We start from the raw sequence: 26,504 nt of genomic DNA on the forward strand, positions 1-26,504 counted from the left end.
GCGCGGATGTGCGACGACGGTCCGCCGCCCTCCGTCAGCCGGAGGGTGTAGGAAGCCCGCCCGCCATCCGTCCGATGAGCCGCTCCATGCGGGCGATGCCCACGAAGCGGCCCGCGTTGTCGGTCACGAGGAGCGGTGCGAAGCGGGTGGCACGCTCCCGGGTGATGGACCGCGTGAGGGCCTCGTCGACGGGAGTGTCCACGTTGACCACCATCCCGGGGGTGACGATGCCCAGGCCGGCCGCCTCCTCGGTCAGGATCGCGACGGGCCTCCGTCCGTCGAGCAGCACGACGTCGGTGAGGAACGGGTTCGCCGCGAAGAGGGCGGCGGCAGAGCCGGGCGACGCCGCGGTCGCGACCCGTTCCACGACGCCGCGCACCGTGGAGGCGGGAGCGGTGCGGGACCGGGACGAGAGGCGCAGGGCGAGGTCGACGTCCAGTGCCGGCCAAGGCGGGGCCGGGCGGCCGAGGAGGTAGCCCTGGACGAGCGGGACGCCCAGCGCGGCCAGGGCGTCGAGCTCCTCGACCCTCTCGACACCCTCCGCGAGGATCCAGGCATCGACCCTGCCCGCGAACAGCCCGAGCATCTCGATCAGTGCCCGCTTCGCCTCGTCGACGTCGATGTCGCGCACGAGTTCGCGGTCCAGCTTGATCATGGAGGGGCGCAGCGCGAGCAGGTGCTGCAGCCCCGCGTATCCGGAACCGGCGTCGTCGACGGCGATGAGCGCCCCGGCGGCGCGCAGGGACTCGAGGTGCGGTTCCAGCTCGAGGTACGAGTCGATGGGGGTCTGCTCGGTGAGTTCGACGACGACGCCGCCCAGGTGCCCCTGTTCTGCCCATACGCCCCGCACGGCGGCTGACGGCAGCAGCCGGGGCGACACGTTGACGGTGAGGAAGCAGTTGGCGGGCAGGCTGCCGCGATGGGCGAAGGCGCTCCGCAGCGCGGCCGCCTCGAATGCCGCGGCACTCCCCGACCGGTGCGCGCGGGCGAACCACACCTCGGGGTCCTTCTCCGGATACCCCGGGAAGCGCGTGAGCGCCTCGTAGCCCACCACCGTGCCGCGCACGGTGTCGATGATCGGCTGGTAGACGGAGGTCAGCCCCTCGCCCGAGCAGGCGCGGGCGAGTTCGGCGGCCTCGTGCGCACCCTGGTCCTGGCGCAGCACCGTCACGGAGGCGGGGTCAGACCGAAACGATGCTGCCGCGCACCGCGCGGACGAGGTCTGGCGGGAGTTCCGTCAGCCCGTGGACGGACAGGGCATGTGCACCGACGCCGGCGAGGATCTCGTCGTCCGTGCTGCACACCCAGCGGGCGTCGCACCCCGGGACCACGTCTCCGCATGCGAAAGCCTTCATGAACGTCTCCTTCTCCCGGTACGACAATGGACCCCGTCCCCACTATCGGCCCCGGGGGAGCGGCCGTTAGTGGTTCGGCCGGGAAGATCCTCCGGCGGGGAGAGGCGTCAGGCCGCGTCGTCGTCGTACGTGCGCTCCGCACGGGCGCGCTCGGCGCGCCGAATGCTGCGCCGGTCGACGACGAGCACCAGCAGGGCCGCGAGGAGCAGCCCGGGCAGGGCGAACGCCACCGTGAAGAAGCCGAGGATCGATTCGCGGGTGAGCGTGGGGTCGTCCGGGCCGGTGTAGGCGACGACGAGCGCCGCCGTGAACCCGACGAACGCGCCGAGCAGCATGAAGGGCACGAACTTCGGCGCCCTCCGGATGGTCACCTCGCGGTAGGCGGGTCCGGCGGGAGCCTCGCCGCGGACGGTCGCGTCCCGGTCGCTGTCCCGGTCCGCGGGCCCCTCGGCCGGCACCGGACCGTCGCCGCGCGGATCGGGCTGCTCGGGTGTGCTGTGCGGCAGGGGCTGGTCGGAGGTCATGGTTTAAGGCTACCGGGCGTCAGCGTGCCAGCTCGACGAGCTGGTAACCCGCCTCGCGGAAGACGAGCGTGTAGTCGGTGCCGGGATAGCGCTGTTCGGCGTGAGCCTCGGCGTCGCCCGGTCGGACAGCGCCCCAGCTCCAGTCGTCGGCGTCGACGATCAGGTAGTCCGGGGCCGGGTTGGTGTTGCCGAGCCAGTACACGCGCGCGTCGGGGGTGAGGTAGGCCATCAGCACCACCCCGCTCTCCACCGTCGATCCGGCGGGGATGAGGTCCATCATGCGGTGGGCGGCGTCCCAGCGCTCCGACGGCCGATAGGTCTCCGGTTCGGCGAGGACGGCGAGCTTCTGGACCGGCAGCAGGACGAGGCAGGCCGCGACGGCGGCGGGGACGCCCACGAGGGCCGCGGTGCGGACCCAGGCCCGGGGACTCGTCCGGAGGAGGTGGACGCCGTCCACGAGCGCGAGGAACAGCACGGGCATGAGGACCGCACTGTAGTGCCACTCGTGCCCCCAGTACCATTCCTCGCTCGAGGCGAACCGCCACAGGAGGGTGGGCGCCAGCACGAGGCCCAGCGGGGACCGCAGGAACAGGAGACCGCCGGCGAGCAGCAGCAGCAGCAGCGTCTCGTACTTCGCGGCACCGGAGACGAGGCCGACGACGGCGCCCGCCGGATCCGCGGCCATCCCGCCGACGTCGATCCGGTCCGAGTAGTCGTACCGGCCGGCCGCGTTGAGGGCGGGCAGGATCACGCGGACGGAGACGACCAACCACAGCGCACCCCAGGCGGCCAGCCACAGCCCGGCGGCGGTGCGGAGCCGCCAGGCGAGGACCAGCCCCAGCGCGATGACCGTCAGCCCCAGGTCCTCCTTGACGAAGACCAGCAGCCCGCCCCATACGACGGCCGGCAGCACGCGTCGCTGCAGGACGGCCTCGAGGCTCAGCGCGAGCAGGGGTACCGCGAAGGCGATCTCGTGGAACTGCGCGGCGACCGCGGACTGGAGGCCCCAGGACAGGGCGTAGGCGGTCCCGACGGCCATGCCCGGAACCGGCCCGAGGAGCCGCATCCCCGCCCTGGCGACCACGGCCACCGAGAGTCCGAAGAGGAGGTCCTGCACGATCAGGAGGGTGAGCCCCGACGGCGCGAGCGCGTAGGCGGGCGCGAGGAGGACGAGCAGCGGGTGGAAGTGGTCGCCGAGGAGGTTGAAGCCCTCGCCCTTGATGGGCACGATCGGCGCACCGAGTCCGGCGTAGGCCTTCGCGAGCTGCGTGAAGATCCCGAGATCCCAGGACGGCGACGCGAGCTGGTTCCACTGGGTGACGGAGAAGACGGTGTAGAGGGCGGCTGCCGCGAGGCCCGTCAGCCAGGCCCCGGGAGGCTGGCGGCGGACCGCCGCGGCGGTGCGGGTGCGGAGCGGGAGCGGACCGTCCAGGGGTCCCGCGCCCCCCGCACCGCGCGCCCGGGCCGTCGAACCCTCCCGCGAACCGGGCCGCGAACCGGGCGATCGGCCGGGCCGCCGGCCGTGCCGCTCGCCGCGCGACTGTCCGACCGGGGGCGACGCCGTCGATCCCGTCGCCGTCGATCCCGTCGCGGGAGCCGGATCCACGGACCGGTCGGTGCTCACGCGGGGCGCCGGAAGAGGGGGAGCCAAGCGCTGAGGTCGGCCCGCTGGCCCGACGCCGCGACCTTCCCGGCTGCGAGCGCACGAGGCCAGTCCGTGCCGCCCGTGACGAGGGCGAGCCAGGTGGTGGCGTCCGTCTCGACGACGTTCGGGGGCGTGCCGCGGGTGTGGCGTGGGCCCTCGACGCACTGCGTCACCCCGAAGGGCGGCACGCGGACCTCCACGCTGTTGCCGGGCGCGAGCTCGGCGAGCTCCTCGAGGGTGAACCGCACGGCGGTCGCGAGTTCCGTCCGCCGCGCCGAGCCGGCGGCCACCTGCGCCAGTGCCCGGTGGCCGTCCTCGGGAGTGATGCGTCGGCGTGCCACGGTGCTGCCGGCCCTAGTCGAGCAGTGCCATGACGGGGGCGGCGAGCCGCAGGCTGCCCACCGGGCGGCCGCCGCCGAGGACCGGCCGCACGACCTTCCCGAGGACCTCTCCCACCTTCTCGGCGTCGATCGCGCCGGAGGCAGCGAGGAGGGTCAGCCCCACGAGGGTCGCTGCCCGCGCGTTGCCGTCCAGTACCTTCAGGGCCAGGGTGGCCCCGGTCGGCGCGGCCAGGACGAGGACGCCTTCGGCCCCGCTCTTGGCGAGGACGCCGAGGTCCTCCATGACCACGGAGTTCTCCATGCCGTTGCCGTGCACGGCCCAGGGGTAGTCGAGCATCGCGGTGGCGATCGTCGCGGCACGCGCGTCGGCATGCTTGTCGGAGGGCGCCTTGGCGATCTTGCCGATGCCGCGCGCGAGGCCCGTCAGCGAGACGGCGGCCACGGGGGCGCCGCACCCGTCCACGCCCCACGCAGCCACGGTCTCCTCCGTGTACTCCTCGATGACCGAGGCCACCGACTGCTGGAGCGGGTGGGTGGGCTCGAGGTAGGTCGCGGTGTCCCAGCCGTTCTCGGTGCAGGCCCACAGGAAGGCGGCGTGCTTGCCCGAGCAGTTGAACGCGATGCGCTGCCTGCCCTTCCCGCTCCGGACGAGGTCGTTGCGGGCCTCCTCGTCCTGCGGCCAGTCCTCGGGGCACTGGAGGTGTTCCTCGGTCACGCCGGCGGCGTCGAGCATGGTGCGCACCACGTCCATGTGCTCGGTGCTGCCCACGTGGCTCGCCGTCGCCAGCGCGACCTGGGGGCCGCGCAGCGGCACGCCGGCCTTCATGCTCGCGAGTGCCTGGAACGGCTTGAGCGTGGAGCGGGGGAAGATCGGGGTCGTGATGTCCCCGAGCCCGGTCACGACGGAGCCGTCGGCGGCGAGGACGACGGCGGCACCCACGTGGCGGGACTCGATGAAGCCGTTGCGTTCGAGGACCGCGAAGTCCACGGCGTCGGCCGTAGTGAAGGTGGAGGGCATGGGTCCAGTATTCCCTACTCGATTCCCTCCTCGTCGTGCCGGGCGGGGTGCGCCCGGCGCAACTGAGCCCACCGGAGGGAACGGGTCATCCGGTGGGCGCAGACCTGGTGGGCGTTGCCGCTCCTGGTTCGTGGGGCCGGTGTCACTTCACGGTGAACTGGACCGTCTGCCAGCCCGAGGCGCCGTCCGGGACGGTCTCGGCGCGCTCCTCGGTCTGGAGGCCGTCGACGCGGTCCGTCGCCCGCGCACGGACGGAATGGAGCCCGGACCCGAGGGTCAGTTCGTGGGACCACTGGCGCCACGTGTCCACGGACGCCTCGGCCGCGAGCGTCACGTCCTCCCAGTCCCCGCCGTCGACGGAGACCTCGACCTTCCCGATGCCCCGCTGCTGCGACCACGCGACGCCACCGATCATGACCTGGCCGGCGTCGACCGACGCGAAGGACTCCGGGACCTCGACACGTGCCATGGTCTTGATGGGTCCCTTCTCGGACCAGCCGCGGTCCGTCCAGTACGCGGTCCTGTCCGCGAAGCGCGTCACCTCGAGGTCGACCACCCACTTGGTCGCGGAGACGTAGCCGAACAGGCCGGGCACCACCATGCGGACGGGGAACCCGTGTTCCACCGGCAGCGGCTCGCCGTTCATGGCGATGGCGAGGATCGCGTCGCGGTCGTCCTGGAGGACGGGCAGCGGCGTGGAGGCGCTGAAGCCGTCGGAGCTCGTGGACAGGACCATGTCCGCGCCGTCGAGGGGCTTCGCCCGGGCGAGGACCTCCCGCAGCGGGTAGCCGAGCCACTTCGCATTGCCGGCGAGGTATCCGCCCACGGGGTTGGACACGCAGGTGAGAGTGATGTGCCGTTCGATCAGCTCGGCGTCGAGGAGGTCCTGGAACGAGAGCTCGAACTCCTCCTCGACCATGCCGTGCACGCGCAGCACCCAGTCCTCGGTGGTGAGCTGCGGGACGCTCAGCGCGGTGTCGATCCGGTAGAAGTCGCCGTTCGGCGTGACGAAGGGCGTCACGCCCGCGACGGGGGACTGCACGCCGGCCGGGAGGGCGGGCGCCGGGCTGGCCGGCGCGGGGAACTGCAGGCTGTCCCGGACCGCGGCGATGTTGGTGCGTGCACCCGCGAGTAGGCGTCCGCCGCCTGCGGCCGCCGCGGCGACGACGGCCGTGACGCCGGCGGCGGCGAAGAATCCGCGGCGCGAGGTGGAGCCCCGCACGGCGGCGGCTCCTGCGGGCGAGGCGACGGCGTCGTCCGCGCGGGGCTCCGTGATCACGGCGGTGCGCCCGCCCTCGGAAGCATCGAGGCGTCCGCTCCGGGAGGTGTCGGGTGCTGCGAGGGTGGAAGTGGCCGCGGGTGCTGCCGCACGGTGCAGCCGTGCGACGAGCCACCGGAGGGCGAGCAGGCCCGCCGCGGTGCCGAGGACGGTCGGGACGGCGTCGGGCAGGGAGGACCCGGCGCGCGTCAGGACGCAGGTCAGGATGATGGCGCCCATGAGCAGGACCCCGGCCACGCCCAGCGCCCACCTGCGGAAGGCCACGATGCCGAGGACTGCGGCCAGGAGGGTGATCGTCACGCCCATGCCGACCAGCAGGGCCAGCTTGTCGTCGGTGCCGAACGTCGCGATCGCGAAGTCCTTCATCCACGGCGGGGTGAAGTCGATGAAGGTGGAACCCATCGCGACGACCGGCGTAGCACTCGCGCGGAAGAAGGCGCCGGCGAGCTCGGCGATCCCGAGCACCACGCCCGCGGCGAGGATTCCGGCCAGGGCGGCCAGGAGGGAGGTACCGCGGCGGCGCTCGGGGAGGTTGCTCATGGAAAGTATTCGGAGAGGGGTCGAGGGGGTATGGGTACGGGGGTCTCCGTAACAGGCCATCATCGGGGCGCCGGACGCTGGGTGGGCCGTGCCCCCTCCAGTACGCTGTCCTACTGTGAAGGTTCTTGTGCTGGGCCCCGGCGGCCGCGAACATGCCCTCGTCCGGGCCCTGCTGGCCGACCCGTTCGTGCGGGAGGTCCATGCGGCTCCCGGCAATGCCGGGATCGCCGAGGACGTCCCCACCCACGACGTCGACGCGAACGATCCCGCCGTCGTCACCGACCTCGCACGCAGGCTGGGCTCCGACCTCGTGGTCATCGGTCCCGAGGCTCCCCTCGCCGCCGGGGTCGCCGACGCGCTGCTCGACGCCGGCATCCCCGTCTTCGGGCCGACGAGGGCCGCCGCGCAGCTCGAGGCGTCGAAGGCCTTCGCGAAGCAGGTCATGGCCTCCGCCGGAGTGCCCACCGCGATGGCCCGTGTCGCCGCGACGGACGAGGAGGCCGACGAGGCGCTCTGCACCTTCGGCGCCCCCTACGTCGTGAAGGACGACGGTCTCGCCGCCGGGAAGGGCGTCGTGGTGACCGACGACCTCGACACCGCCCGCGCCCACGCCTCGGCATGCTTCCGGGCCGGCGGCACGGTGATCATCGAGGAGTACCTCGACGGCCCCGAGGTCTCGCTGTTCGTCCTGTCGGACGGACGCACCGTGGTGCCGCTCGCACCCGCGCAGGACTTCAAGCGCATCTCCGACGGCGACCAGGGGCCGAACACCGGTGGCATGGGCGCCTACTCACCGCTCGAATGGGTGCCGGCGACCCTCGTCGAGGAGGTCCTCACGCGCGTGGCGCAGCCCGTCATCGACGAGATGGCGCACCGGGGCACCCCCTTCGCGGGGGTCCTCTACGTGGGCCTCGCCCTCACGTCGCGCGGCATGCGCGTCATCGAGTTCAACGCACGCTTCGGTGATCCCGAGACGCAGGCCGTCCTGGCCCGCCTCACGACGCCGCTCGGCGGGGTGCTGCTGGCGGCAGCGAAGGGCTCCCTCGACCAGATCGACCCGCTCATGTGGTCGCCGCAGGCGGCGGTCGCCGTGGTGCTCGCGTCCGAGAACTACCCCGACACCCCCGTGACGGGCCGGCGCGTCCGCGGCCTGAAGAAGGCCGCGAGGGTCGACGGCGTCCAGGTGCTGCACGCGGGCACGGTGCTGCGGGACGGCAAGGTGGTCAGCGCGGGCGGGCGGGTCCTCGCCGTCGTCGGGCTCGGGGACTCCCTCGAGGACGCACGGGCCACCGCCTACGAGGGCCTCTCCCTGATCGAACTGGAGGGCGGGCAGTCCCGCACGGACATCGCGCTCCGGGCCTCACGCGCCGAGGTCGCGGTCAGCGGCCCCGCGGGTGCTCCGGCATGAGCGGGTTCGCGCCCCCGCACCCCGAGCTGCCGGGCTGGCGGCACGTCTACTCCGGCAAGGTCCGCGACCTGTACGAGCCGGAGGACGGACGCGACGACGTCGTGCTCGTCGTCGCGAGCGACCGCATCAGCGCCTACGACCACGTGCTCACCACGGAGATCCCCGACAAGGGGCGCGTGCTGACCCAGCTCAGCCTCTGGTGGTTCGAGCGCCTCTCCGGCATCCCGCACCACGTACTCGCCGCCGACGCGGCCGGCGGGGTGCCCGCCGCGGTCGAGGGCCGGGCCATGATCTGCCGGAAGCTCATCATGTACCCGATCGAGTGCATCGCCCGCGGCTACCTGACCGGCAGCGGACTGCTCGAATACCGGGCATCGCGCACTGTCTGCTCGCTGCCGCTGCCCGAGGGGCTCGTCGACGGATCCCGCCTGGAGCCTCCGCTCTTCACACCGTCGGCCAAGGCCGAGGTGGGCGAGCACGACGAGAACATCACCTACGACGCCGTCGTCGTGACGGTGGGCGACGACGCCGCAGCCCAGCTCCGTGCCCTCACGCTCGACATCTACACGCGTGCCGAGGCCATCGCCCGGCAGCGCGGGATCCTCCTCGCGGACACCAAGGTGGAGTTCGGCCTCGACCCCGCCACGGGGCGGATCACGCTCGGCGATGAGGTCCTCACTCCCGACTCCTCGCGTTTCTGGGACGCCGCGCTCTACGCGCCCGGGCAGGCGCAGCCGTCGTTCGACAAGCAGTTCGTCCGTGACTGGCTGACCTCCGACGCCTCCGGCTGGGACCGCGACTCGGAGCCGCCCGCGCTGCCCGACGACGTCGTCGAGCGGACCCGCGCCCGCTACATCGAGGCGTACGAGCGCCTGACGGGCCGCACCTTCGCCTGAGTCCCGACGCCGGGTGCGGGGTGCACCGGGTGACCGGGTGAACCGGTGTACGGCCGTCCCGATGCATGACGACGGCTCGACGACGGCTCGACGACGGCTGGAGGACGGCCCGGGGACGCGCCGAAACGCGGGGACAATGCCCGGCGGCGGATCGTTGTGTCTCCGGTCCGGGCTGCAGCCCCGTCGGCGCCCCGGCCTCCGCGGCCGGCCCGAGCACCACCGATGCGGGCCTGGCCCGAATCGGCGCAGGTCTGCAGCTTCCTGCGACACAGCTATCTGCACCACAGCTTTATTCGACACAGGTTTATTCGACACAGCGCCGTGCGGATCCTCAGGGCCACGACCGGCGCCGAACCCCTCGAGGAGCACAGTGAACAGCACCCAGTACACCCAGCACACCCCGCACCGCCCAGCGGCCACCCGGCGCGCCGCCCGGGCCGCCGTCGCCGTCGCCGCGACCGCCCTCCTGCTGCCCGCGGCGGGGGCCGTGGCCGCCCCGCCGACGTCGACCGTCCAGGCGTCGACCGTCCAGGTATCGGTGGCCTCCCACCGGCAGGACACGAGCATCCCGCTCCCCGGGGCGTCCTCCGCCGAGGGCATCGCCAAGGGCAGGGGGTCCACGTTCTACGCGGGGGACCTCGGCCGCGGGGACATCTTCCGCGGCGACGTCCGCGACGGGACGGCCGAGCTGTTCATCGACGCACCCGAGGGCAGGGCCGCCGTGGGCCTCAAGGCCGATGCGCGGAACGACCTGCTGTTCGTCGCGGGCGGAGCCACCGGCCAGGCCTACGTGTACGACACCCGCACGGGGGACGACGTGGCGGTGTTCCAGCTCGCCACGGGCGACGCGTTCATCAACGACGTCACGCTCACGCGGGACGGCGCCTACTTCACCGATTCGCGGAGCGCGGCGCTGTACTTCGTCCCCGCGGACGACCGGCAGCTCGGTGAGCCGCGGACGATCGCCCTCTCAGGGCCCGCCGCAGCGGTGACGCCTGGCTTCAACCTCAACGGCATCACGTCCGTCGACCGCGGCAGGACCCTGATCGTCGCGCACTCCGCCAACCAGGCCCTCTACACCGTCGACCCGGAGACGGGCGGGAGCGCGGTCATCGACACGGGGGCACTGCCGAACGTCGACGGCATCCTGGCCAAGGGGGACACCGTCTACGCGGTCCAGAACCGCAGCAACCAGGTGAGCCGGATCAACCTGTCGAGGGACCTGTCCGGCGGGGAGGTCGAGGACGTCATCACGAGCCCGCTGTTCGACGTCCCCACCACGGTGGCGCTGTTCGGCAACACGCTGGCGCTCGCCAACGCGAAGTTCGGCGCGGTGGATCCGGACGGCTACGAGGTGGTGACGGTCTCCGCCCGCTGAGCGGGGCCGGACATGCCAGAGGCCCGCCGGCTGGTGCCGGCGGGCCTCTGGTGCTGGTCGGGGTGACAGGATTTGAACCTGCGACCTCGTCGTCCCGAACGACGCGCGCTACCAAGCTGCGCCACACCCCGATGTCGCTCCCCGGGAGGCCGAACCACCCGAACCGCAACTGTCCAAGGATAGCGGAGGATCAGCGGCGAGGAAAACCGGGCCCGACGGCGCCGGACGGCTCAGACCAGCGAGTCCTTCCATGCCGCGTGCAGCGTCGCGAACCGGCCCGTCCCGCCGATCAGTTCCGCGGGCGTCCCGTCCTCCACGACCCGGCCGTCGTGCACCACGAGGACGCGGTCGGCGATCGCCACCGTGGACAGCCGGTGAGCGATGATGAGCGCCGTGCGGTTGCCGAGGAGCTTCTGCAGGCCCTCCTGCACGAGCCGCTCGCTCGGGATGTCGAGCGACGACGTCGCCTCGTCGAGGATCAGGACCGCAGGGTCGGCGAGGAACGCCCGGGCGAAGCTGATGAGCTGTCGCTGCCCCGCGGACACGCGGCCACCCCGCTTGTTGACGTCCGTGTCGAAACCCTCCGGGAGCTCGAGGATGAACCGTTCCGCGCCGACGGCCCGCGCCGCCGCGACGATCTCCTCCCGGCTCGCCTCGGGCTTGCCGAGGGCGATGTTGTCCGCCACGGATCCGCTGAACAGGAACGCCTCCTGCGTCACCATGACGACGGCGCGCCGCAGGTCCTTCGGTGCGAGGTCGCGGAGGTCCACGCCGTCGAGCGTCAGCCGGCCCTCGGACACGTCGTAGAAGCGGGCGATCAGCTTGGCCAGGGTAGACTTGCCGGCGCCCGTCTGCCCGACGAGCGCGACGGTCTGCCCGGCACGGATCGACAGGTCCATGGTCGGCAGCACCACGGGACCGTCCCCGTAGCGGAAGCTCACGCCGGAGAACTCGACGTCTCCGCGCGGGTGCGGCAGCGACACCGGGTGCTTCGGCGGCCGGACGGTGGGTACCTCCTCCAGCAGCCCGGAGACCTTCTCCAGCGCCGCCGCGGCGGACTGGAACGAGTTGTAGAACATGGCCATCTGGTCGACCGGCTGGAAGAAGCGCTTGCTGTAGAGGAGCAGCGCGAGGAGCGCGCCGACCTCCAGCGTGCCGCCGAGGACCCTGAACCCGCCGAACACCAGCACGACGGCGACCGTCACGTTGCCGATGAGGACGAGTCCGGGCTGGAAGACGCCGTTGAGGTTGATGGACCGGACGGTGACCGTGCGGTAGTCCTCGGCCAGCTCGTCGTACCGTTCCGCGTTGACCTGCTCCCGGCGGAAGGCCTTCACGGCGCGGATGCCGGTCATCGTCTCGATGAAGTGCACGATCAGCTTCGCCGACACCACCCGGGACTCGCGGTACGCGATCTGCGAGTGCTTCTGGTACCAGCGGGCGAGGAGGAACATGGGCACCGCGGCGGCGAGGATGAGGAAGCCGGTCCGCCAGTCCAGGGCGAAGATGGTGACCGCCGTGAACAACATGAAGATGGCACCCGAGGCGAGGGAGCTGACCCCCGAGTCGAGCAGTTCGCGGAGCGCCTCGAGGTCCGAGGTCTGACGGGAGATGATGCGCCCCGAGGTGTACTTCTCGTGGAACTCGAGGCTCAGCCGCTGCGTGTGGCGGAAGACCCGCAGCCGGAGATCGAGCAGCATCGCCTGGCTGAGCTGGGCCGTCGCGCGGACGTAGCCGGCGGTCAGGACCGAGGCGAGCACCGCCGCCAGGAGGTAGGTGCCGCCGGCGGTCCACAGCAGGAGCGGGTCGCCCTCCCTCAGGGCGGGCAGGGCGCGGTCGATGCCGAACGCGATGATGGCCGGACCGGCGACCCGCGCTGCCTGCGAGATGACGACCAGCAGGACGGTCCAGACGAACTGCCGGCGGTTCGGTCGGATCAGGGAGCCGAGGAGCTTGAAGGACCGCGACCGGACGGACCTGCTCTGGGCCCGGTCGAGGAGGACGTCGTCCTCGTTGAGCACGCCGGCGGAGGTGGCCCCCTGCGGGCCCGTGCCCCCGGGCGTGCGCGGGGTGCGGCTCATGCCAGCGCCTCCTCGTCGTCGTGTGCCGGTTGCAGGGGCTGGCCGGTGCGTCCGAGCTGCGCGATCTCCTCGTCGTCGAGGCTGGCGATGACGTACCGGTAGTGGTCGTTGCGGGCGAGCAGCTCGGAGTGCGTGCCCACGTCGGCGATCCGCCCGTCCTGCAGGAGTGCCACGCGGTCCGCCAGGGCGACCGTGGAGGGCCGGTGCGCGACGATGAGTGTCGTCGTGGCACCGAGCACGGCCCGGAGCCCCTGCTCGACGCGTTCCTCGGTGGCGACGTCGAGCGCGGACAGCGGGTCGTCGAGGACCAGGACCGTCGGCTGTGCGGCGATCGCGCGTGCGAGGGCGATGCGCTGGCGCTGGCCGCCGGACAGGCTGAGCCCCTCCTCGCCGATGAGCGTGTCCAGCCCCTCGGGCAGACCGTAGGCGAATTGGGCCTGCGCCACCTCGAGGGCCTCGGCGAGGATGCGCTCGGCCTCCGCGCCGGTTGCGTCGGAACCCATGAGCACGTTGTCACGGACGGAGCTGGAGAACAGCGTGGTGTCCTCGAAGGCGACCGCGACGAGCGTGCGCAGGTCACGGAGCGTGAGCTCGCGCAGGTCCACGCCGTCGATGCTGATGCTCCCGCCCGAGACGTCGTAGAGGCGCGGGACCAGTTGGAGGAGGGTGCTCTTGCCGCACCCGGTCACGCCGACGAGCGCCATGGTCTCGCCGGCCCGCAGGGTCAGGTCGATCCCGTCCAGGACGTCGCCGGTGTCCGCGTGAGCGTCGGGGTAGCGGAAGTGCACGGCGTCGAACACCACGGCGCCGACGGGCGCCTCGAGGCGGACGGGCGAGGGGGGATCGGTGATGGTGTTCTCGGACTCCATCACGTCGTAGTGCCGGTCGATGGCCGTCTTCGCCGTGAACGTCATGGCGAGGAGCGGGCCGATGAACTCCACGGGCCCCGCGACCGCGGCAGCCGTGGCGAAGAAGGCCACGAGCGCGCCGATGCTGACGTCCCCGCCCGCCGCCAGCGTGACGCCGACCACGAGGGAGGCGCCGAGCGCGAGTTCCGGCAGGAGCGTCACGATCATCGAGAAGTGCGCGAGGGACTTCGCCTTGAAGATCTCCGTCCGGCGGAGTTCCTCGGCCTGCTCCTCGAAGTCCTCCAGCGCCTCGCGGCTCCGCCCGAAGGCCTTGAGCACGCGGATCCCGTGGACCGACTCCTCGACCGTGGTGGCGAGGTCCCCGGCCTGGTCCTGGCTCTTCCGGGACACCCGGCTGTAGGAGGTGCGGAAACGGTACCCGTAGATCATCAGGGGTACGGCGGCGGCGACGAAGATCAGGGCCAGGACCCAGCTCATCAGGAACATGACGATCACGCCCATCACGACGGTCAGCGACGTCACGACCAGCATGATGAGGCCGAAGGCCATCCAGCGTCGCATCAGGTTCAGATCGCTCATGGCACGCGACAGGAGCTGGCCGCTGCCCCACCGGTCGTGGAACTCGACCGTCAGGTTCTGCAGGTGGCGGTAGAAGGAGGTGCGCATGTTCGTCTCCACCGTCGTCGCCGGCGTGATGACGAACTGGCGGCGCAGCGCGACGAAGGCGGCCTCGAGGACGCCGAGGAGCAGGACGATGCCGGACGCGATCCAGACCGTGCGGGCCGAGCCGCCCTCGGCGAGTGCGTCGTTGATGAGCACCCGCAGCACCTGGGGGATGGCGAGGGCCATGACGCTCGCGCCCAGCGCGCACAGCAGGCCGAGGACGAGCCGCGGGAGGATGGGCCGGACATGCGGGTAGAGCCGTCCGAGCGATTCCCGCAGCGTGTTCTGGTTCTTCATGCCATCTCTTCGGTGATCGATGGTTATTGGTGTCCCTCAGCAACCATCCTAGGCCAGGAGGGCTGTGCCGCCGGTCACGTCGCGGGGACCCGAAGAGGCAGCGGCGCTAGCGGGGACTCCGGGGGGTGAGCGTCAGGAGGACGGCCTCCGGCCGGCAGGCGAAGCGCACGGGGGCGAACCGCGAGGTCCCGATGCCGGCCGAGACGTTGAGCGGGACCGAGCGGCCGTCGGCGTCCCACTGCGTCAGTCCACGGGCACGCCACGTGGGCAGGTCGCAGTTGCTGACCAGGGCGCCGTAGCCCGGGATGCACACCTGACCGCCGTGCGTGTGGCCGGCGAGGATGAGATCCGCCCCGCCGTCCGTGAAGTAGTCCAGCACGCGCTGGTAGGGGGCGTGCGCGACGGCGATCCGGAGGTGCGGGGCGTCCGCGGAGGTGCTGCTGCCCGCGGGGTAGGGCACGTACCGGTCGCGGCCGAGGTGCGGGTCGTCGACGCCCGTGAAGTCAATGCGCAGTCCGCGGAACCCGATGGACTGCGACCTGTTGGTCAGGTCGACCCAGCCGGCAGCGCCGAAGGCGCTGAACATGTCGGCCCAGGGCAGGTCCTGGGGAGCCGACTCCTTCGGTGCGATCGACGGGCCGGCGAAGTACCGCAGCGGGTTCTTGATGACCGGGGCGTAGTAGTCGTTGGACCCGGGGACGAAGACGCCGGGGACCTTGAGGAGCGGTTCCAGCGCCTCGAGCAGGGGCCCGATGGCCTTGCGGTGGCTCAGGTTGTCGCCCGTGTTGACCACGAGGTCGGGATCGAGGCCGGCAAGGCGATGGAGCCAGTCCGCCTTCGACTTCTGCCCGGGCACCATGTGGATGTCGGAGAGGTGCAGCACCCGCAGGGGCGAGGATCCCGGCGGGAGGATGGGGAGGGTCTCCTCCCGCACCTCGTACAGCGTGCGCTCGACGGCCGAAGCATAGGCGAGGGTTGCGGCTGCGGCCGTCAGGGTGAGCCCTGCCGCCCAGCCGAGCGGTGTCCCGCTCCGGGGTGTGGAAGTCGATCTCACGCTAGCCGTTGCCTCCGTCGTCGCCACCGGTGCCGTCGTCGCCGGCATCTCCTCCAGTGGTACCACCCGTGGAGGGGCCCGTGCCAGTTTCGCCCGTGCCGGTCGCGCCGGAGTTGATCCCGGCCCCGCCGGTGTTGGTGCCGGTGCCGTTGCCCGGGGTGGCCGGGCGCGCGGGGTTGACCGGCGTGGTGCGCTGGCCCCCGTTGACCATGTTGGCCGGCGGCGCCGCGAACGGCGTACCCACGTAGAGGCCCGGGATCTGCTGCATGAAGCGGGCCCAGGAGGGACCCGCGATGAGCGAGCCGTCGATCTCGGGGTAGACCTGGCCACCGATCTGCAGTCCGCCGAGCGAGCTGCCCTCGCCCTCGCCCTGCCAGTTGCCGACCCAGCTGGCGGTGACCATGCCGGAGTTGTAGCCCATGAACCAGGTCTGCGAGCGGGCGTCGTTGGTCCCGGTCTTCCCGGCCATGGGGATGTCGCCGTACTCGAGTAGCTGGCCGGACCCGGCCTTCATGACCTCCTGGGTGGCCAGGTTGACTCCGCGGGCGACCTCCTTGGAGATCGTCTGCCTGCAGGAGGCGGCGGGGACGGGGTAGCTCGTGCCGTCGACGGCGGTGACCTCGGTCAGGGCGCGGGGCTCGCAGACGGTGCCCTCGTTGGCGAAGCCGCCGAAGGCCTTCGCCATGGACATGGGGGCCGCGGCGACGCCGCCACCGATGAGGGCGGGCGGGTTGACCGACGGCGGGTTGAGGGTGCCTTCGCGGCTGCCGGCGTCGTGCACCCCCATGTCGAAGGCGATGTCGCGGATGCGGCAGAGGTCCAGCTGCTTCGCGGTCGCCATCGTGATGGTGTTCAGGGACTGCGCCAACCCGTCGAGGACGGTCGTGTACCGGTAGTTCTGGTCGCCGTAGTTCTGCGGCGTGTAGCCCTCGAGTTCCGGCGTGTTGATGACGTAGTTGCCGCCGTCCATGCAGCTCGCGCGCCAGCGGTCGCCCTCGGGGTAGGTCTTCTTGGTGCCGTCGACCACCTGGTTGAGGGCCTTGCCCGCCTCGACCCAGGCCGCGACGGTGAACGGCTTGTAGGTGGACCCGGGCTGGAAGCCGCCGCCGCCGCCGAGGCTCTTGGACGGGTCGCCGCCGGCGAACTCGTCGACGTTGAAGTTGAGGACCGTGTTGCCCTGCGCGGCCTCCGGGTTGTACCGGGTGTTCTGCGCCATGGACAGGATGTTGCCGGTCTTCGGCTCAAGGCTCAGCATGGTGTGGCCCACTGCGCCGTCCGTGGTGTCAGGATTCGCGGTCTCGTTGACGGCGGTCTGCGCAGCGGCCTGGACGCGGGAGTCGAGCGTGGTCTTGATCGTCAGGCCCGAGCGGAAGAGGACCTTCTCGCGGTCCTCGGGCGTCTCGCCGTAGGCGGGGTCGTTGAGGATCAGGTGCGTGACGTAGTCGCAGAAGTAGGGCGCCTGGGCCGCCCCGACGCAGCCGCTCAGCGTCGGCGTGATGTTCAGGCCGAGGTCCGTGGCGATGGCGGCGTCGTGCTCCTCCTGGGTGATCTTGCCGCGGGTGAGCATCGCGTCGATGACGATGTTGCGGCGCTGCAGCGCGCCCTCCGGGTTCGACTCGGGGCTGTAGGCGCTCGGGCCGTTGACGAGCCCGGCCAGCAGCGCGCTCTGCTGGATGTTCAGGTCCTTCGCGTCGACGCTGAAGAAGTACTTGGAGGCGGCCTGCACGCCGAAGGTCGTACCGCTGAAGGGGACGATGTTGAGGTAGCCCTCGAGGATCTCGTCCTTCGAGAGCTCCTTCTCCACGGCGATGGCGAGCTTCATCTCGCGGAGCTTGTCGCCCACGGTCTTGCCGCCGCCGCTCAGGGTGACGGTCCCGCCGTTCTGCCGCGCGGAGTCGATCAGGACGTTGTTGACGAACTGCTGCGTGATGGTGGAGGCTCCGCGGCTCGTGCCGCTCGAGACGTTGCTGGCGATCGCGCCGAGGATGCCCTCGAGGTCCACGCCGCCGTGCTCGTAGTAGCGGTAGTCCTCGATCGCGATGAGGGCGTTCTGCATCGTCGGGGACACCTGGTCGAGCGTCACCGGCTGGCGGTTCTCCTCGTAGAGGGTCGCGATGAGCGACCCGTCAGCGGCCTGGATGGTGGTCGGCTGCGCCAGGGCCTCGCGCTCCAGCTCGGCCGGCAGCTGCTCGAAGAACTGCAGCGAGGCGGAGGCGCCGGTACCGGCGGCGGCGGCCACGGGCACGAGGAGGCCCGCGGCGAGCACACCCGCAAGACCACTGATGCCGAGGAAGGCGATGATCTTGCCGAGGGTGGTTGCCGTGTCGAAGAGGGGTGATTTGCGCGCAGCCATTATTCCAGTTTACAAGCACGCGCTAGGCTTTCCCCATGACGAAATGGGAGTACTCCACGATTCCGCTCATCATCCACGCGACGAAGCAGATCCTCGATCAGTGGGGCGCGGACGGGTGGGAGCTCGTGCAGGTGGTCCCCGGGCCCGACGGCAACGGCCTCGTCGCGTACCTGAAGAGGGAGAAGAGCTAGCAGTGCCTGCTGGGAATACCGCGGTTTCCGCCGTGGAGGCCCGCCTCGCGGACCTCGGCATCGCCCTGCCCGACGTGGTCCCGCCCGTCGCGTCCTACGTCCCTGCCGTGATCAGCGGCAATCACGTGTACACCTCGGGACAGCTGCCGTTTATTGAGGGCAAACTCACAGCTTCGGGCAAGGTCGGGTCCGACGGCGGAGTCGACGCCGCGACGGCGAACTCGCTGGCCGCGACCTGCGCCGTGAACGCCCTGGCAGCCATCAAGAGCCAGATCGGCGACCTCGACCGCATCACCCGGATCGTGAAGGTCGTCGGCTTCGTCGCGTCCGATCCCTCGTTCACCGGCCAGCCCGGTGTCGTCAACGGTGCCTCCGAACTGCTCGGCGCCGTCCTCGGCGAGGCCGGCGTGCATGCACGCTCCGCCGTCGGCGTGGCAGTCCTCCCCCTCGACTCGCCCGTCGAGGTCGAGGTCATCGCGGAGTTCGTCTAGGCCGTGGACCGGCTCAGCACCCGGCTCTTCCCCGTCGCTCCGGACCAGCGCACGGCAGCACAGAGCTGGATCGAACACGGGGAACGCACCCCGCTGAAGGCTCGCCCGGCGTCGTCGGTCGTCCTGCTGCGCGACAGCGCGATCGGCACCGAGACCTACCTCTCCTACCGGCGGGGCAGTTCCCCCCTCGGCGTCCTCGGGTTCCCCGGCGGGAGCATCGAGGAGTCCGACGACGACGACCTGCGCTGGTTCGGTCCGACGCCGGCCATGTGGGCGAAGGCCCTCGGCGTCGAGGACCACCGTGTGGCCCGCCGCCATGTGCTGTGCGCGATCCGCGAACTGTTCGAGGAGACCGGGGTGCTGCTCGCCGGACCCGACGCCTCGTCCATGGTGGAGGGCACGCAGGCGAAGGAGTGGATGAAGGCGCGCGAGGCGATCAACGAGGGTGAGTGCCGGTTCACGGACATCCTCGGGCGCCGCGGCCTGGGCGTCCGGACGGACCTCATCAAGCCGCTCTCGCACTGGGTGACGCCGGACTTCGCGCACCGCCGCTTCGACACCCACTACTTCGCCGCCGCGCAGCCGGTGAACCAGGAGCCGAGCATCCTCGCGAGCAAGGGCGTCTGGGGGCAGTGGCGCTGGGCCGCCCAGGAGATCGCCGACCGTGACACCACGAGGCTCGGCGACGAGGTGGGCCAGCCGAACACGGTGGGCCGCACGCTCAGCGAGCTGGCGGTGCCCGCCGTCGAGATCATCCTCGAGAAGATCGGGTCCTCGCGCGGCTGCATCGCTTACCTCTCGCACAAGCGCCCGGTGAAGGTCTACCACCCGCAGCTCGCCGAGCGCGACGGCGACCTCATGCTGCAGGTCGAGTGCCCGAAGCTCACCGAGGGCGGGTCGGTCCAGCGGGGGCGCTGACGCCGTCCGGTCCCTTCCGCGGGGACAGCATGGAATGCTGCGCGAGCGCGCTCCGAGCGGACCGTCCCGATGCCGGTGCCCGGAACGACGGAAGGCACCCGCCGTCGGGCAGGTGCCTTCCGTCGTCGGGTGGGGTCAGCGGCTGCGCTGGCGGAGGCGCTGGATGTCGAGGATGACGACGGCGCGCGCCTCGAGGCGGAGCCAGCCGCGCTGGACGAACTCGGCCAGCGCCTTGTTGACGGTCTCCCGTGACGCCCCGACGAGCTGGGCCAGTTCCTCCTGCGTGAGTTCGTGCGCCACGAGGATGCCGTCGGTCGCCGGCCTGCCGAAGCGGTCGGCGAGGTCGAGCAAGGCCTTCGCGACGCGCCCCGGGACGTCGGAGAACACGAGGTCCGCGAGCGATTCGTTGGTGCGGCGGAGGCGGCGGGCGAGCGCCTGCAGGAGCTGGGCGGACACCTCGGGACGCGTCTCGAGCAGCGTCCGCAGGTCCTCGTTCTTCAGGCCGGCCAGGCGCGTCTCGGACACGGCGGTCGCCGTCGCGGTGCGGGGGCTCGGGTCGAACAGCGCCATCTCACCGAACAGCTCGCCGGGGCCGAGGATCGCGAGGAGGTTCTCGCGCCCGTCCTGCGCGGTGCGCCCGAGCTTGATCTTGCCGGAGACGATGAAATACAGCTGGTCGCCCTGGTCGCCCTCCCGGAAGACGGACGATCCGCGGGGCAGATCCACTTCGATCAGCTCGTCCGTGAGCGCCGCGAAGACGTCGTCTCCCAGTGATGCGAAGAGGGGCGCCCGGCGCAGTACCTCGATATCCATGAACTCTCCTGATGAATTGCGTCGTTCCGCGGCGGTCCCCGCTGTCTTCTGCTGTCCATCTTGCCGTACCCGAGCGGTTGTGACGACTGATACACGCCCCCGTCCCCGGTATTCGGGCGCCCCGGGGTCCGTTCCCGGCGTCCTGCCAGGCTTCTTCCCATGGCGCGCGGCTAGAATCGCTCGCAGTGTCGGGAGGCAAGCGATTCTCCCGCCGTCCAGAGCCAGGAGAACGTAGTGCCGGAATTCAGCCTCGCGGGGTTCACGCTGCTCGACCTCGTGCTGGTGGTGGTCCTCCTCGGCTATCTCGTGACGGGGATCCGCAACGGCTTCCTCGTGACCCTCGGCGGCATCGCCGGCTTCGTCGCCGGCGCGGTCGCGGCGTTCTTCTCGATCCCGCTCGTCAGCGCGTGGGTGCCCGACAACCCCTGGCGCCTGATCGCGGTGATCGGTACGGTCGTGGTGCTCGTCATCGTCGGCCAGGCCGTCGGCTCCGCGCTCGGCGCATCCATCCGCCGCTGGTCCGACGTCCCGCCCCTGCGCCTCGTCGACCGGATCCTCGGTGGCGTGGTGAACGTCGTCGTCGCCGCCCTCGTGCTCTCCATGCTCGCGTTCAGCGTGGGGACCCTCGGCGTCCCCTTCCTGTCGCAGCCGCTGGCGGCCTCGCAGGTGATCCGGGGGATCGACACGGCGACTCCCGGGCCGGTGCGCACCTGGATGGCGCAGCTGCGGACCATCGCGGTCGACGACGGCATCCCCACGATCCTCGAGAGCGTGGGCCCCGCGACACCGGCGATCGTGCCCGACGCCTCGGTGGACACCCCCGAACTCGCGGCGGCGGCCGCCTCGGTCGTCCGCATCACGGGCACGGCGTTCCGGTGCGGCCAGAACCAGACCGGGTCCGGGTTCGTCGTCGCACCGGGCCGGGTGATCACGAACGCGCACGTCGTCGCCGGGGTGGACGAGCCCGTGGTCGAGGTGCCTGGCGGCGGTGCACTGCCGGGGCGGGTAGTGCAGCTCGACACGGCGCGCGACATCGCGGTGATCGCCGTCGACGGCCTGCGTGCCGCCCCGCTGACGCTCGGCGACGAGCTCGAGCGGGGAGCGACGGCGGCGTTCGCCGGATACCCGGCGGGCGGCCCGTACCGGATCCAGCCCGCGAGCGTGCAGGGCCTCTCGCCCGTGCTCGTCAACAACATCTACGGCGCCGACGCCCAGCCGCTCCAGGTCTACAGTCTCGCGGCGAACGTGCAGCAGGGGAACTCGGGCGGACCGCTCCTCGACCTGCAGGGCCGTGTGGCGGGTGTCGTCTTCGCGAAGTCCACGGCCGATGCCCCGGTGGGCTACGCGCTGTCCCTCGAGGAACTGCGCCCCATCGCCGAGAGCGCGCCCGACCTGTCGGACGCCGTCTCGGCGGGACAGTGCACGCGCGGCTAGGAGCCCCCTAGAGCCATTCGATGGACTGCCCGTGCGGCCCCGTGCGCGCGACCGACCGTCCGTTGTGCTGCAGCACGAACCTGCCGTCCTTCTCCCCGGGCGCCTTCTCCAGCGCGCCGGGCACGCCGTCGAGCGTGCCGTGGCCCTCGTGGGAGAGCCAGTGCACCGGGTGCTCGCGGTCCGCCGTGAGCCGCATCATGGTGTCGCGGAACCGGCGCCGTCCCTCCGCGTCGAGATACGCGAGCACGGCGCTGTGGAACACGACGACGACGGCGTCCGCCGGCGCCCGCCGGACGAGCGGTTCGACCTCGTCGTTCAGATCACCCCGGACGAGCAGCGGCGGGTCCGCGCGGACGACGCCGAGCGCGGCCCGGAGCCGCTCCGCGCGGAACCGGTGCTCGGGCCAGACGAGCGCCTCGAGCCAGCGCACGTCGCCGTCGTCGCGTGCGTCCAGGGGATTCAGGTCGATCCCCGCGCGCCAGGTCACGGGAGGCAGGGCCGACGGCAGCGGCACGTTCCCGGCCACGGCGCAGGCGAGCGGCGGGACCGGGGAGCCGCCGTCGGGCACGAGGGATGGGCCGGGGGAGTAGGAGTACGCGTACCGGTCCGGATAGAGGCAGGCGCCGGCGGACGCCCCGACCTCGATCAGGGCCAGCGGCCTGTCCTCCGCCGCGCTGATCGCCGCGAGGCTCGGCAGGAGGACCGCGCAGCGTCCGGCCTCGTTGGTCTGGGTGGTCCGCGTCTCCAGGACGTGGCGGATGTCCGGCCAGTGCTCGACGACGAAGGTCCGGAAGGTGCCGTAGTCGCCGAGGGGCACGCCGACGAAGCGTGCGGCGCCGAGGAACAGGACGGGCTGGCGGCGTGCCGGGGGGAGGGTGTCGAGGAGGGCGAGCACCTCCTCGTCGTCGCTGACCCCGGTGCACCACTCGTCGTATTGGGGGGAGTATCCGCGGGCATCGACCTCGGCGAACCGCCGGTAGCGCACGGATGTCGCCGTTTCCTTCTCCGTCATGGTTCCTCCGGTTTCGCAGGTATCTCGCGGGCATCACCGGCGTCGGCCGTGGCACCCGCGATGCCAAATCGTAACCACGGATGCCGCCGAAATGCCGCCGGCGGGCCGGCCGGAAGTTAGGCTCGTCACACGGATCAGCGCGTTCGCCGCCGTGGTCCCCATCACTACCGGTAGATCCGGTAGGAACCACTCGTCCACCAGGAGCACTACATGTCTAACCGAGGCACATCCGTGCGCGGCGCAGGTTTCGCGAGGAAACGCGCGGCGCTCACAGCAGGATTCTCCATCGCAGCACTCCTCCTCACCGGCTGCGTGCAGAGCCAGCGCGAGGAGGAGACCGGGGCCGAGGGCGATGCCGCCGTCGATTCCACCTTCGTCTTCGCCGCCTCCTCCGACCCGAAGTCGCTGGACCCGGCCTTCGCCAGTGACGGCGAGTCCTTCCGGGTCAGCCGCCAGATCTTCGAGGGGCTCGTGGGCGTGGAACCGGGCACCGCCGACCCCGCACCGCTGCTCGCCGAGTCATGGGAGACCGCCGAGGACGGCCTGTCCACCGTCTTCCAGCTCAAGGAAGGCGTCACCTTCCACGACGGCACGCCGTTCGACGCAGAAGCGGTCTGCTTCAACTTCGACCGCTGGTACAACTGGACCGGCATCCAGCAGGCCGAGTCGACGTCGTACTACTACGGCTCCCTGTTCCGCGGCTTCGCCGACAGCCCGGACGAGGCCGTCTACAAGTCGTGCGAGGCCAATGGAGACAACGAAGTCACCATCAACCTCGCCAAGCCGTTCGCCGGGTTCATCCCCGCCCTCTCACTTCCGGCCTTCGGCATGCAGAGCCCCACAGCGCTCGAGGAGTACTCGGCCGACGAGATCGGTGGCACCTCGGAGGCGCCCTCGCTCAGCGAGTACGCCCTCGGCCACCCCGTGGGCACCGGCCCGTTCAAGTTCGACTCGTGGAACGTGGGCCAGCAGCTCGAACTGTCCATCTACGACGACTACTGGGGCGAGAAGGGCCAGATCACCAAGACGATCTTCCGCATCATCGACGATCCGCAGGCACGCCGCCAGGCCCTCGAGGCCGGCGACATCGACGGCTACGACCTCGTCGCTCCCGCCGACACGCAGTCCCTCAAGGACGCTGGCTACAACATCACCGCCCGTGATCCCTTCACGATCCTCTACCTGGGCATGAACCAGGTCGTCCCGGAACTCAAGGACCCCAAGGTCCGCGAGGCCATCGCCCACGCGATCGACAAGGAGGCCCTCGTGGCGCAGACCCTGCCCGAAGGCACGAAGGTCGCCACGCAGTTCATCCCCGAGGTCGTCGACGGGTACAACGAGGACGTCACCACCTACGACTTCGACCCCGAGCGCGCCAAGGAACTGCTCGCCGAGGCGGGCTACCCCGACGGCTTCGAGGTCACGTTCAACTACCCGACGAACGTCTCCCGTCCGTACATGCCGACGCCGGAGCAGGTCTTCACCAACCTGCAGGCCCAGCTCGCGGATGTCGGCATCACGGTCAAGCCCGCTCCCGCCGCCTGGTCGCCCGACTACCTGAACCAGATCCAGGCGACACCCGACCACGGCCTGCACCTGCTCGGCTGGACCGGCGACTACAACGACACCGACAACTTCATCGGCGTCTTCTTCGGCCAGCAGAAGCAGGAGTTCGGCTTCGACAACCCCGAGCTCTTCGCGGCCCTCGACGAGGCCCGCGGGATCAGCGACCGCGACGAGCAGACCGAGCTCTACAAGGAGATCAACGAGCAGATCGCCGAGTTCAACCCGGCCATCCCGCTCGCCCACCCCGCTCCGTCGCTTGCCTTCGCGCCGCGCGTCACCTCCTACCCGGCGAGCCCCGTCAACGACGAGGTCTTCACGAACATCGAGCTGAGCGAGTAGCAGGACCACGCAGCGCGGGCCGGCCACTTCTTCGAGCGGCCGGCCCGCGCCGCACTACCCCCGCCCGGCGTCCCGGTTCACCCGGAAGGATCCCCAGTGTTACGCGTCATCGGTAAGCGGCTAGCCCTGCTCATCCCCACCCTGTTCGGCCTGTCCATCCTGCTGTTCCTGTGGGTGCGCAATCTCCCCGGCGGCCCGGCCACCGCCCTCCTCGGGGAGAAGGCCACCCCGGAAGCCATCGCCCGGATCAACGAGCTGTACGGCTTCGACCGCCCTCTGATCACCCAGTACCTGACCTACATGGGCAAGCTCCTCCAGGGGGACTTCGGCGTCTCCATCAACACGAGCCGTCCGGTGCTCGAGGAGTTCGCCACCCGGTTCCCGGCCACCATCGAACTGACGATCGTCGCCCTGATCTTCGCCATCGGCGTGGGGATACCGCTCGGGTACCTCGCGGCGCGGCACAACGGCCGGTTCATCGACCACAGCTCGGTGGTCCTCAGCCTGATCGGCATCACGGTGCCGGTCTTCTTCCTCGCGTTCATCCTCAAGTACCTGTTCGCGATCCAGTGGTCGCTCCTGCCCCCGGACGGACGGCAGAGCCCCCGGATCGATGCCACGCACTACACGGGGTTCTACGTGCTGGACGGCCTGCTGACGGGCGAGTACGACGCCGCCTGGGACGCCTTCCTGCACCTGATCCTGCCGGGGCTCGCCCTCGGCACCATCCCGCTGGCGATCATCGTCCGCATCACCCGCGCCTCCGTCCTCGAGGTGCAGAACGCCGACTACGTGCGCACCGCCCGCGCCAAGGGACTCAGGGAGAGCACCATCCGCAGCAGCTTCATCCTGCGGAACGCGATGCTCCCCGTGGTCACGACGATCGGCCTCCAGCTGGGCCTGCTCATCTCCGGTGCGGTGCTGACCGAGACGGTCTTCGCCTTCAACGGCATCGGCCGGTTCCTGCGGGACGCCATCTTCGGGCTCGACTACCCGGTCCTCCAGGGCTTCATCATCTTCATCGCCGTCCTCTACGCGCTGATCAACCTGATCGTCGATCTCTCATACTCCGTCATCGACCCGAGGGTGCGTGTGCAATGAGTACCATCCTGCCCCCCGCTGCCGGCGGCTCCGCGGCCCCCGCCGATCCCGCGATCGACACCGGGCGCGGCACGGGCCTGTGGAAGGACGCCTACCTCCGGCTGCGCCGGAACCCGCAGGCGATCGTCGGGGCCGTCATCATCGGCCTGTTCCTGCTCGTGGCCATCCTCGCGCCGATCCTCGCGCCCTACGGCGGCGACGAGCTGCCGGGACGCACGTCGATCACACCCACCGCCATTCCCGGGCCGGGCGCGATCGAGGGATTCCCGCTGGGACTGGACCGCTTCGGCGGGGACGTCCTCAGCAAGCTCATCTGGGGCGCCCGGGCCTCGCTGCTCATCGGCGTGGTCTCGACGGCACTCGGCCTCGCGGGCGGCATGCTGCTCGGCCTGCTGGCCGGGGGCCTCGGTGGCTGGGTGGACAGCGTGATCATGCGGTTCGTGGACATCCTGCTGTCCGTCCCCAGCCTCCTTCTCGCCGTCAGCATCGCCGCGATGCTGGGCCAGAGCACCTACGCGATCATGATCGCCATCGGTGTCTCGCAGATTCCCATCTTCGCGCGGCTCCTGCGCTCCACGATGCTGTCGCAGCGGGGCGCCGACTACATCCTCGCGGCGCAGACCCTGGGCCTCAGCCGCAGGACGATCACGATGAGCCACCTGCTGCCGAACAGCATGGGACCCGTGATCGTGCAGGCCACCCTCAGCCTCGCCACCGCCGTCATCGACGCCGCCGCGCTGGCCTACCTCGGCCTCGGCGGCGGGCTGCCGCAGACCGCCGAGTGGGGACGCATGCTCACCTACGCCCAGGCCGAGCTCGGGGTCGCACCGCAGCTCGCCTTCCTCCCGGGTGCGTGCATCGTCATCACGGCGCTCGGCTTCACCCTGCTGGGCGAGTCGCTGCGCGAGGCGCTCGATCCGAAGACGCGCAGGAAGTAG

At 71.1% G+C, this 26,504-nt stretch carries 23 protein-coding genes and 1 tRNA gene; 10 read left to right on the plus strand and 14 right to left on the minus strand.

Features of this window, described 5'->3' with window-relative positions; translation table 11 throughout:
• Window positions 1–34: 34 nt before the first annotated feature.
• From ACX80K_RS06095 to ACX80K_RS06125, 7 genes are all read right to left on the minus strand, one after another.
• Window positions 35–1,171 (minus strand): EAL domain-containing protein, encoded by a 1,137-nt coding sequence (locus ACX80K_RS06095; protein ID WP_459270978.1) that lies wholly within the window; start codon window positions 1,169–1,171, stop codon window positions 35–37.
• A 10-nt stretch (window positions 1,172–1,181) separates the two neighbouring features.
• Window positions 1,182–1,355 (minus strand): DUF1059 domain-containing protein, encoded by a 174-nt coding sequence (locus tag ACX80K_RS06100; protein WP_459270979.1) that lies wholly within the window; start codon window positions 1,353–1,355, stop codon window positions 1,182–1,184.
• Window positions 1,356–1,462: 107 nt separating this feature from the next.
• Window positions 1,463–1,879 carry a hypothetical protein gene (locus ACX80K_RS06105; protein ID WP_459270980.1) on the minus strand — a complete coding sequence of 139 codons (417 nt, stop codon included), beginning with the start codon at window positions 1,877–1,879 and terminating at the stop codon, window positions 1,463–1,465.
• Between the two features lie 19 nt (window positions 1,880–1,898).
• Window positions 1,899–3,503, minus strand: a complete 1,605-nt coding sequence (locus tag ACX80K_RS06110; protein WP_459270981.1) for a DUF2079 domain-containing protein — start codon at window positions 3,501–3,503, stop codon at window positions 1,899–1,901.
• Complete coding sequence (locus tag ACX80K_RS06115) at window positions 3,500–3,865, minus strand: sterol carrier family protein (protein ID WP_459270982.1); 366 nt, start codon at window positions 3,863–3,865, stop codon at window positions 3,500–3,502. Before ACX80K_RS06115 ends, ACX80K_RS06110 begins: the two co-directional genes overlap by 4 nt.
• A gap of 13 nt (window positions 3,866–3,878) precedes the next feature.
• Window positions 3,879–4,883 (minus strand): asparaginase, encoded by a 1,005-nt coding sequence (locus tag ACX80K_RS06120; protein WP_459270983.1) that lies wholly within the window; start codon window positions 4,881–4,883, stop codon window positions 3,879–3,881.
• Window positions 4,884–5,025: 142 nt separating this feature from the next.
• Window positions 5,026–6,702 (minus strand): molybdopterin-dependent oxidoreductase, encoded by a 1,677-nt coding sequence (locus ACX80K_RS06125; RefSeq protein WP_459270984.1) that lies wholly within the window; start codon window positions 6,700–6,702, stop codon window positions 5,026–5,028.
• Between the two features lie 115 nt (window positions 6,703–6,817).
• On the opposite strand from ACX80K_RS06125, the gene purD reads away from it, so the two are divergent.
• From purD to ACX80K_RS06140, 3 genes are all read left to right on the plus strand, one after another.
• On the plus strand, window positions 6,818–8,110 hold the full coding sequence (purD, locus tag ACX80K_RS06130) for a phosphoribosylamine--glycine ligase (protein WP_459270985.1): 1,293 nt from the start codon (window positions 6,818–6,820) through the stop codon (window positions 8,108–8,110).
• Window positions 8,107–9,006 (plus strand): phosphoribosylaminoimidazolesuccinocarboxamide synthase, encoded by a 900-nt coding sequence (locus tag ACX80K_RS06135; RefSeq protein ID WP_459270986.1) that lies wholly within the window; start codon window positions 8,107–8,109, stop codon window positions 9,004–9,006. Before purD ends, ACX80K_RS06135 begins: the two co-directional genes overlap by 4 nt.
• A 370-nt stretch (window positions 9,007–9,376) precedes the next feature.
• Window positions 9,377–10,384, plus strand: coding sequence for an SMP-30/gluconolactonase/LRE family protein (locus ACX80K_RS06140; RefSeq protein WP_459270987.1), 1,008 nt, complete (start codon window positions 9,377–9,379; stop codon window positions 10,382–10,384).
• Between the two features lie 54 nt (window positions 10,385–10,438).
• Here the strand turns inward: ACX80K_RS06140 and ACX80K_RS06145 are convergent.
• The 5 genes from ACX80K_RS06145 to ACX80K_RS06165 all read right to left on the minus strand — a co-directional run bounded on the left by ACX80K_RS06145 (window position 10,439) and on the right by ACX80K_RS06165 (window position 17,701).
• Window positions 10,439–10,515: transfer RNA gene (locus ACX80K_RS06145), tRNA-Pro, on the minus strand.
• 99 nt (window positions 10,516–10,614) lie between these two features.
• Complete coding sequence (locus ACX80K_RS06150; RefSeq protein WP_459270988.1) at window positions 10,615–12,465, minus strand: ABC transporter ATP-binding protein; 1,851 nt, start codon at window positions 12,463–12,465, stop codon at window positions 10,615–10,617.
• Complete coding sequence (locus ACX80K_RS06155) at window positions 12,462–14,294, minus strand: ABC transporter ATP-binding protein (protein ID WP_459270989.1); 1,833 nt, start codon at window positions 14,292–14,294, stop codon at window positions 12,462–12,464. Before ACX80K_RS06155 ends, ACX80K_RS06150 begins: the two co-directional genes overlap by 4 nt.
• Window positions 14,295–14,400: 106 nt before the next feature.
• Window positions 14,401–15,348: a metallophosphoesterase gene (locus ACX80K_RS06160; protein ID WP_459270990.1), complete on the minus strand. Its 948-nt coding sequence runs from the start codon at window positions 15,346–15,348 to the stop codon at window positions 14,401–14,403.
• Between the two features lies 1 nt (window position 15,349).
• Entirely contained in the window at window positions 15,350–17,701 is a 2,352-nt protein-coding gene (locus tag ACX80K_RS06165; protein ID WP_459270991.1) for a transglycosylase domain-containing protein, read from the minus strand.
• A gap of 35 nt (window positions 17,702–17,736) precedes the next feature.
• Between ACX80K_RS06165 and ACX80K_RS06170 the strand changes: the two genes are divergently transcribed.
• Genes ACX80K_RS06170 through ACX80K_RS06180 form a run of 3 tightly spaced genes read left to right on the plus strand, consistent with a single transcriptional unit; the run spans window position 17,737 to window position 19,301 of the window.
• Window positions 17,737–17,892, plus strand: a complete 156-nt coding sequence (locus ACX80K_RS06170; RefSeq protein WP_459270992.1) for a DUF4177 domain-containing protein — start codon at window positions 17,737–17,739, stop codon at window positions 17,890–17,892.
• A 2-nt stretch (window positions 17,893–17,894) separates the two neighbouring features.
• On the plus strand, window positions 17,895–18,383 hold the full coding sequence (locus ACX80K_RS06175) for a RidA family protein (protein ID WP_459270993.1): 489 nt from the start codon (window positions 17,895–17,897) through the stop codon (window positions 18,381–18,383).
• A gap of 3 nt (window positions 18,384–18,386) precedes the next feature.
• Window positions 18,387–19,301 carry an NUDIX hydrolase gene (locus tag ACX80K_RS06180; RefSeq protein WP_459270994.1) on the plus strand — a complete coding sequence of 305 codons (915 nt, stop codon included), beginning with the start codon at window positions 18,387–18,389 and terminating at the stop codon, window positions 19,299–19,301.
• Between the two features lie 135 nt (window positions 19,302–19,436).
• On the opposite strand, the gene ACX80K_RS06185 is transcribed toward ACX80K_RS06180, so the two are convergent.
• Window positions 19,437–20,114, minus strand: a complete 678-nt coding sequence (locus tag ACX80K_RS06185) for a Crp/Fnr family transcriptional regulator (protein WP_104050098.1) — start codon at window positions 20,112–20,114, stop codon at window positions 19,437–19,439.
• Between the two features lie 234 nt (window positions 20,115–20,348).
• Between ACX80K_RS06185 and ACX80K_RS06190 the strand changes: the two genes are divergently transcribed.
• Window positions 20,349–21,548: a MarP family serine protease gene (locus ACX80K_RS06190; protein WP_459270995.1), complete on the plus strand. Its 1,200-nt coding sequence runs from the start codon at window positions 20,349–20,351 to the stop codon at window positions 21,546–21,548.
• 7 nt (window positions 21,549–21,555) lie between these two features.
• Here the strand turns inward: ACX80K_RS06190 and ACX80K_RS06195 are convergent, their stop codons facing one another.
• Window positions 21,556–22,560: a DUF2332 domain-containing protein gene (locus ACX80K_RS06195; RefSeq protein ID WP_459270996.1), complete on the minus strand. Its 1,005-nt coding sequence runs from the start codon at window positions 22,558–22,560 to the stop codon at window positions 21,556–21,558.
• A gap of 210 nt (window positions 22,561–22,770) precedes the next feature.
• Here ACX80K_RS06195 and ACX80K_RS06200 point away from each other — a divergent pair, with 210 nt between their 5' ends.
• The 3 genes from ACX80K_RS06200 to ACX80K_RS06210 all read left to right on the plus strand — a co-directional run bounded on the left by ACX80K_RS06200 (window position 22,771) and on the right by ACX80K_RS06210 (window position 26,504).
• Window positions 22,771–24,465 (plus strand): ABC transporter substrate-binding protein, encoded by a 1,695-nt coding sequence (locus tag ACX80K_RS06200; RefSeq protein WP_459270997.1) that lies wholly within the window; start codon window positions 22,771–22,773, stop codon window positions 24,463–24,465.
• 96 nt (window positions 24,466–24,561) lie between these two features.
• Window positions 24,562–25,566, plus strand: coding sequence for an ABC transporter permease (locus ACX80K_RS06205; protein WP_459270998.1), 1,005 nt, complete (start codon window positions 24,562–24,564; stop codon window positions 25,564–25,566).
• Complete coding sequence (locus ACX80K_RS06210) at window positions 25,563–26,504, plus strand: ABC transporter permease (protein WP_459270999.1); 942 nt, start codon at window positions 25,563–25,565, stop codon at window positions 26,502–26,504. The genes ACX80K_RS06205 and ACX80K_RS06210 overlap by 4 nt, the downstream gene beginning before the upstream one ends.

The organism is Arthrobacter sorbitolis (genome assembly GCF_054510995.1).

Excerpts from the sequence above, each read along its gene's own strand:
- ACX80K_RS06120 (WP_459270983.1), bottom strand. The coding sequence starts at position 4,883 with ATGCCCTCCACCTTCACTACGGCCGACGCCGTGGACTTCGCGGTCCTC.
- ACX80K_RS06155 (WP_459270989.1), bottom strand. The coding sequence starts at position 14,294 with ATGAAGAACCAGAACACGCTGCGGGAATCGCTCGGACGGCTCTACCCG.
- ACX80K_RS06125 (WP_459270984.1), bottom strand. The coding sequence starts at position 6,702 with ATGAGCAACCTCCCCGAGCGCCGCCGCGGTACCTCCCTCCTGGCCGCC.
- ACX80K_RS06170 (WP_459270992.1), top strand. The coding sequence starts at position 17,737 with ATGACGAAATGGGAGTACTCCACGATTCCGCTCATCATCCACGCGACG.
- ACX80K_RS06165 (WP_459270991.1), bottom strand. The coding sequence starts at position 17,701 with ATGGCTGCGCGCAAATCACCCCTCTTCGACACGGCAACCACCCTCGGC.
- ACX80K_RS06150 (WP_459270988.1), bottom strand. The coding sequence starts at position 12,465 with ATGAGCCGCACCCCGCGCACGCCCGGGGGCACGGGCCCGCAGGGGGCC.
- ACX80K_RS06105 (WP_459270980.1), bottom strand. The coding sequence starts at position 1,879 with ATGACCTCCGACCAGCCCCTGCCGCACAGCACACCCGAGCAGCCCGAT.
- ACX80K_RS06200 (WP_459270997.1), top strand. The coding sequence starts at position 22,771 with ATGTCTAACCGAGGCACATCCGTGCGCGGCGCAGGTTTCGCGAGGAAA.
- ACX80K_RS06210 (WP_459270999.1), top strand. The coding sequence starts at position 25,563 with ATGAGTACCATCCTGCCCCCCGCTGCCGGCGGCTCCGCGGCCCCCGCC.
- ACX80K_RS06195 (WP_459270996.1), bottom strand. The coding sequence starts at position 22,560 with ATGACGGAGAAGGAAACGGCGACATCCGTGCGCTACCGGCGGTTCGCC.
- ACX80K_RS06185 (WP_104050098.1), bottom strand. The coding sequence starts at position 20,114 with ATGGATATCGAGGTACTGCGCCGGGCGCCCCTCTTCGCATCACTGGGA.
- ACX80K_RS06100 (WP_459270979.1), bottom strand. The coding sequence starts at position 1,355 with ATGAAGGCTTTCGCATGCGGAGACGTGGTCCCGGGGTGCGACGCCCGC.
- ACX80K_RS06135 (WP_459270986.1), top strand. The coding sequence starts at position 8,107 with ATGAGCGGGTTCGCGCCCCCGCACCCCGAGCTGCCGGGCTGGCGGCAC.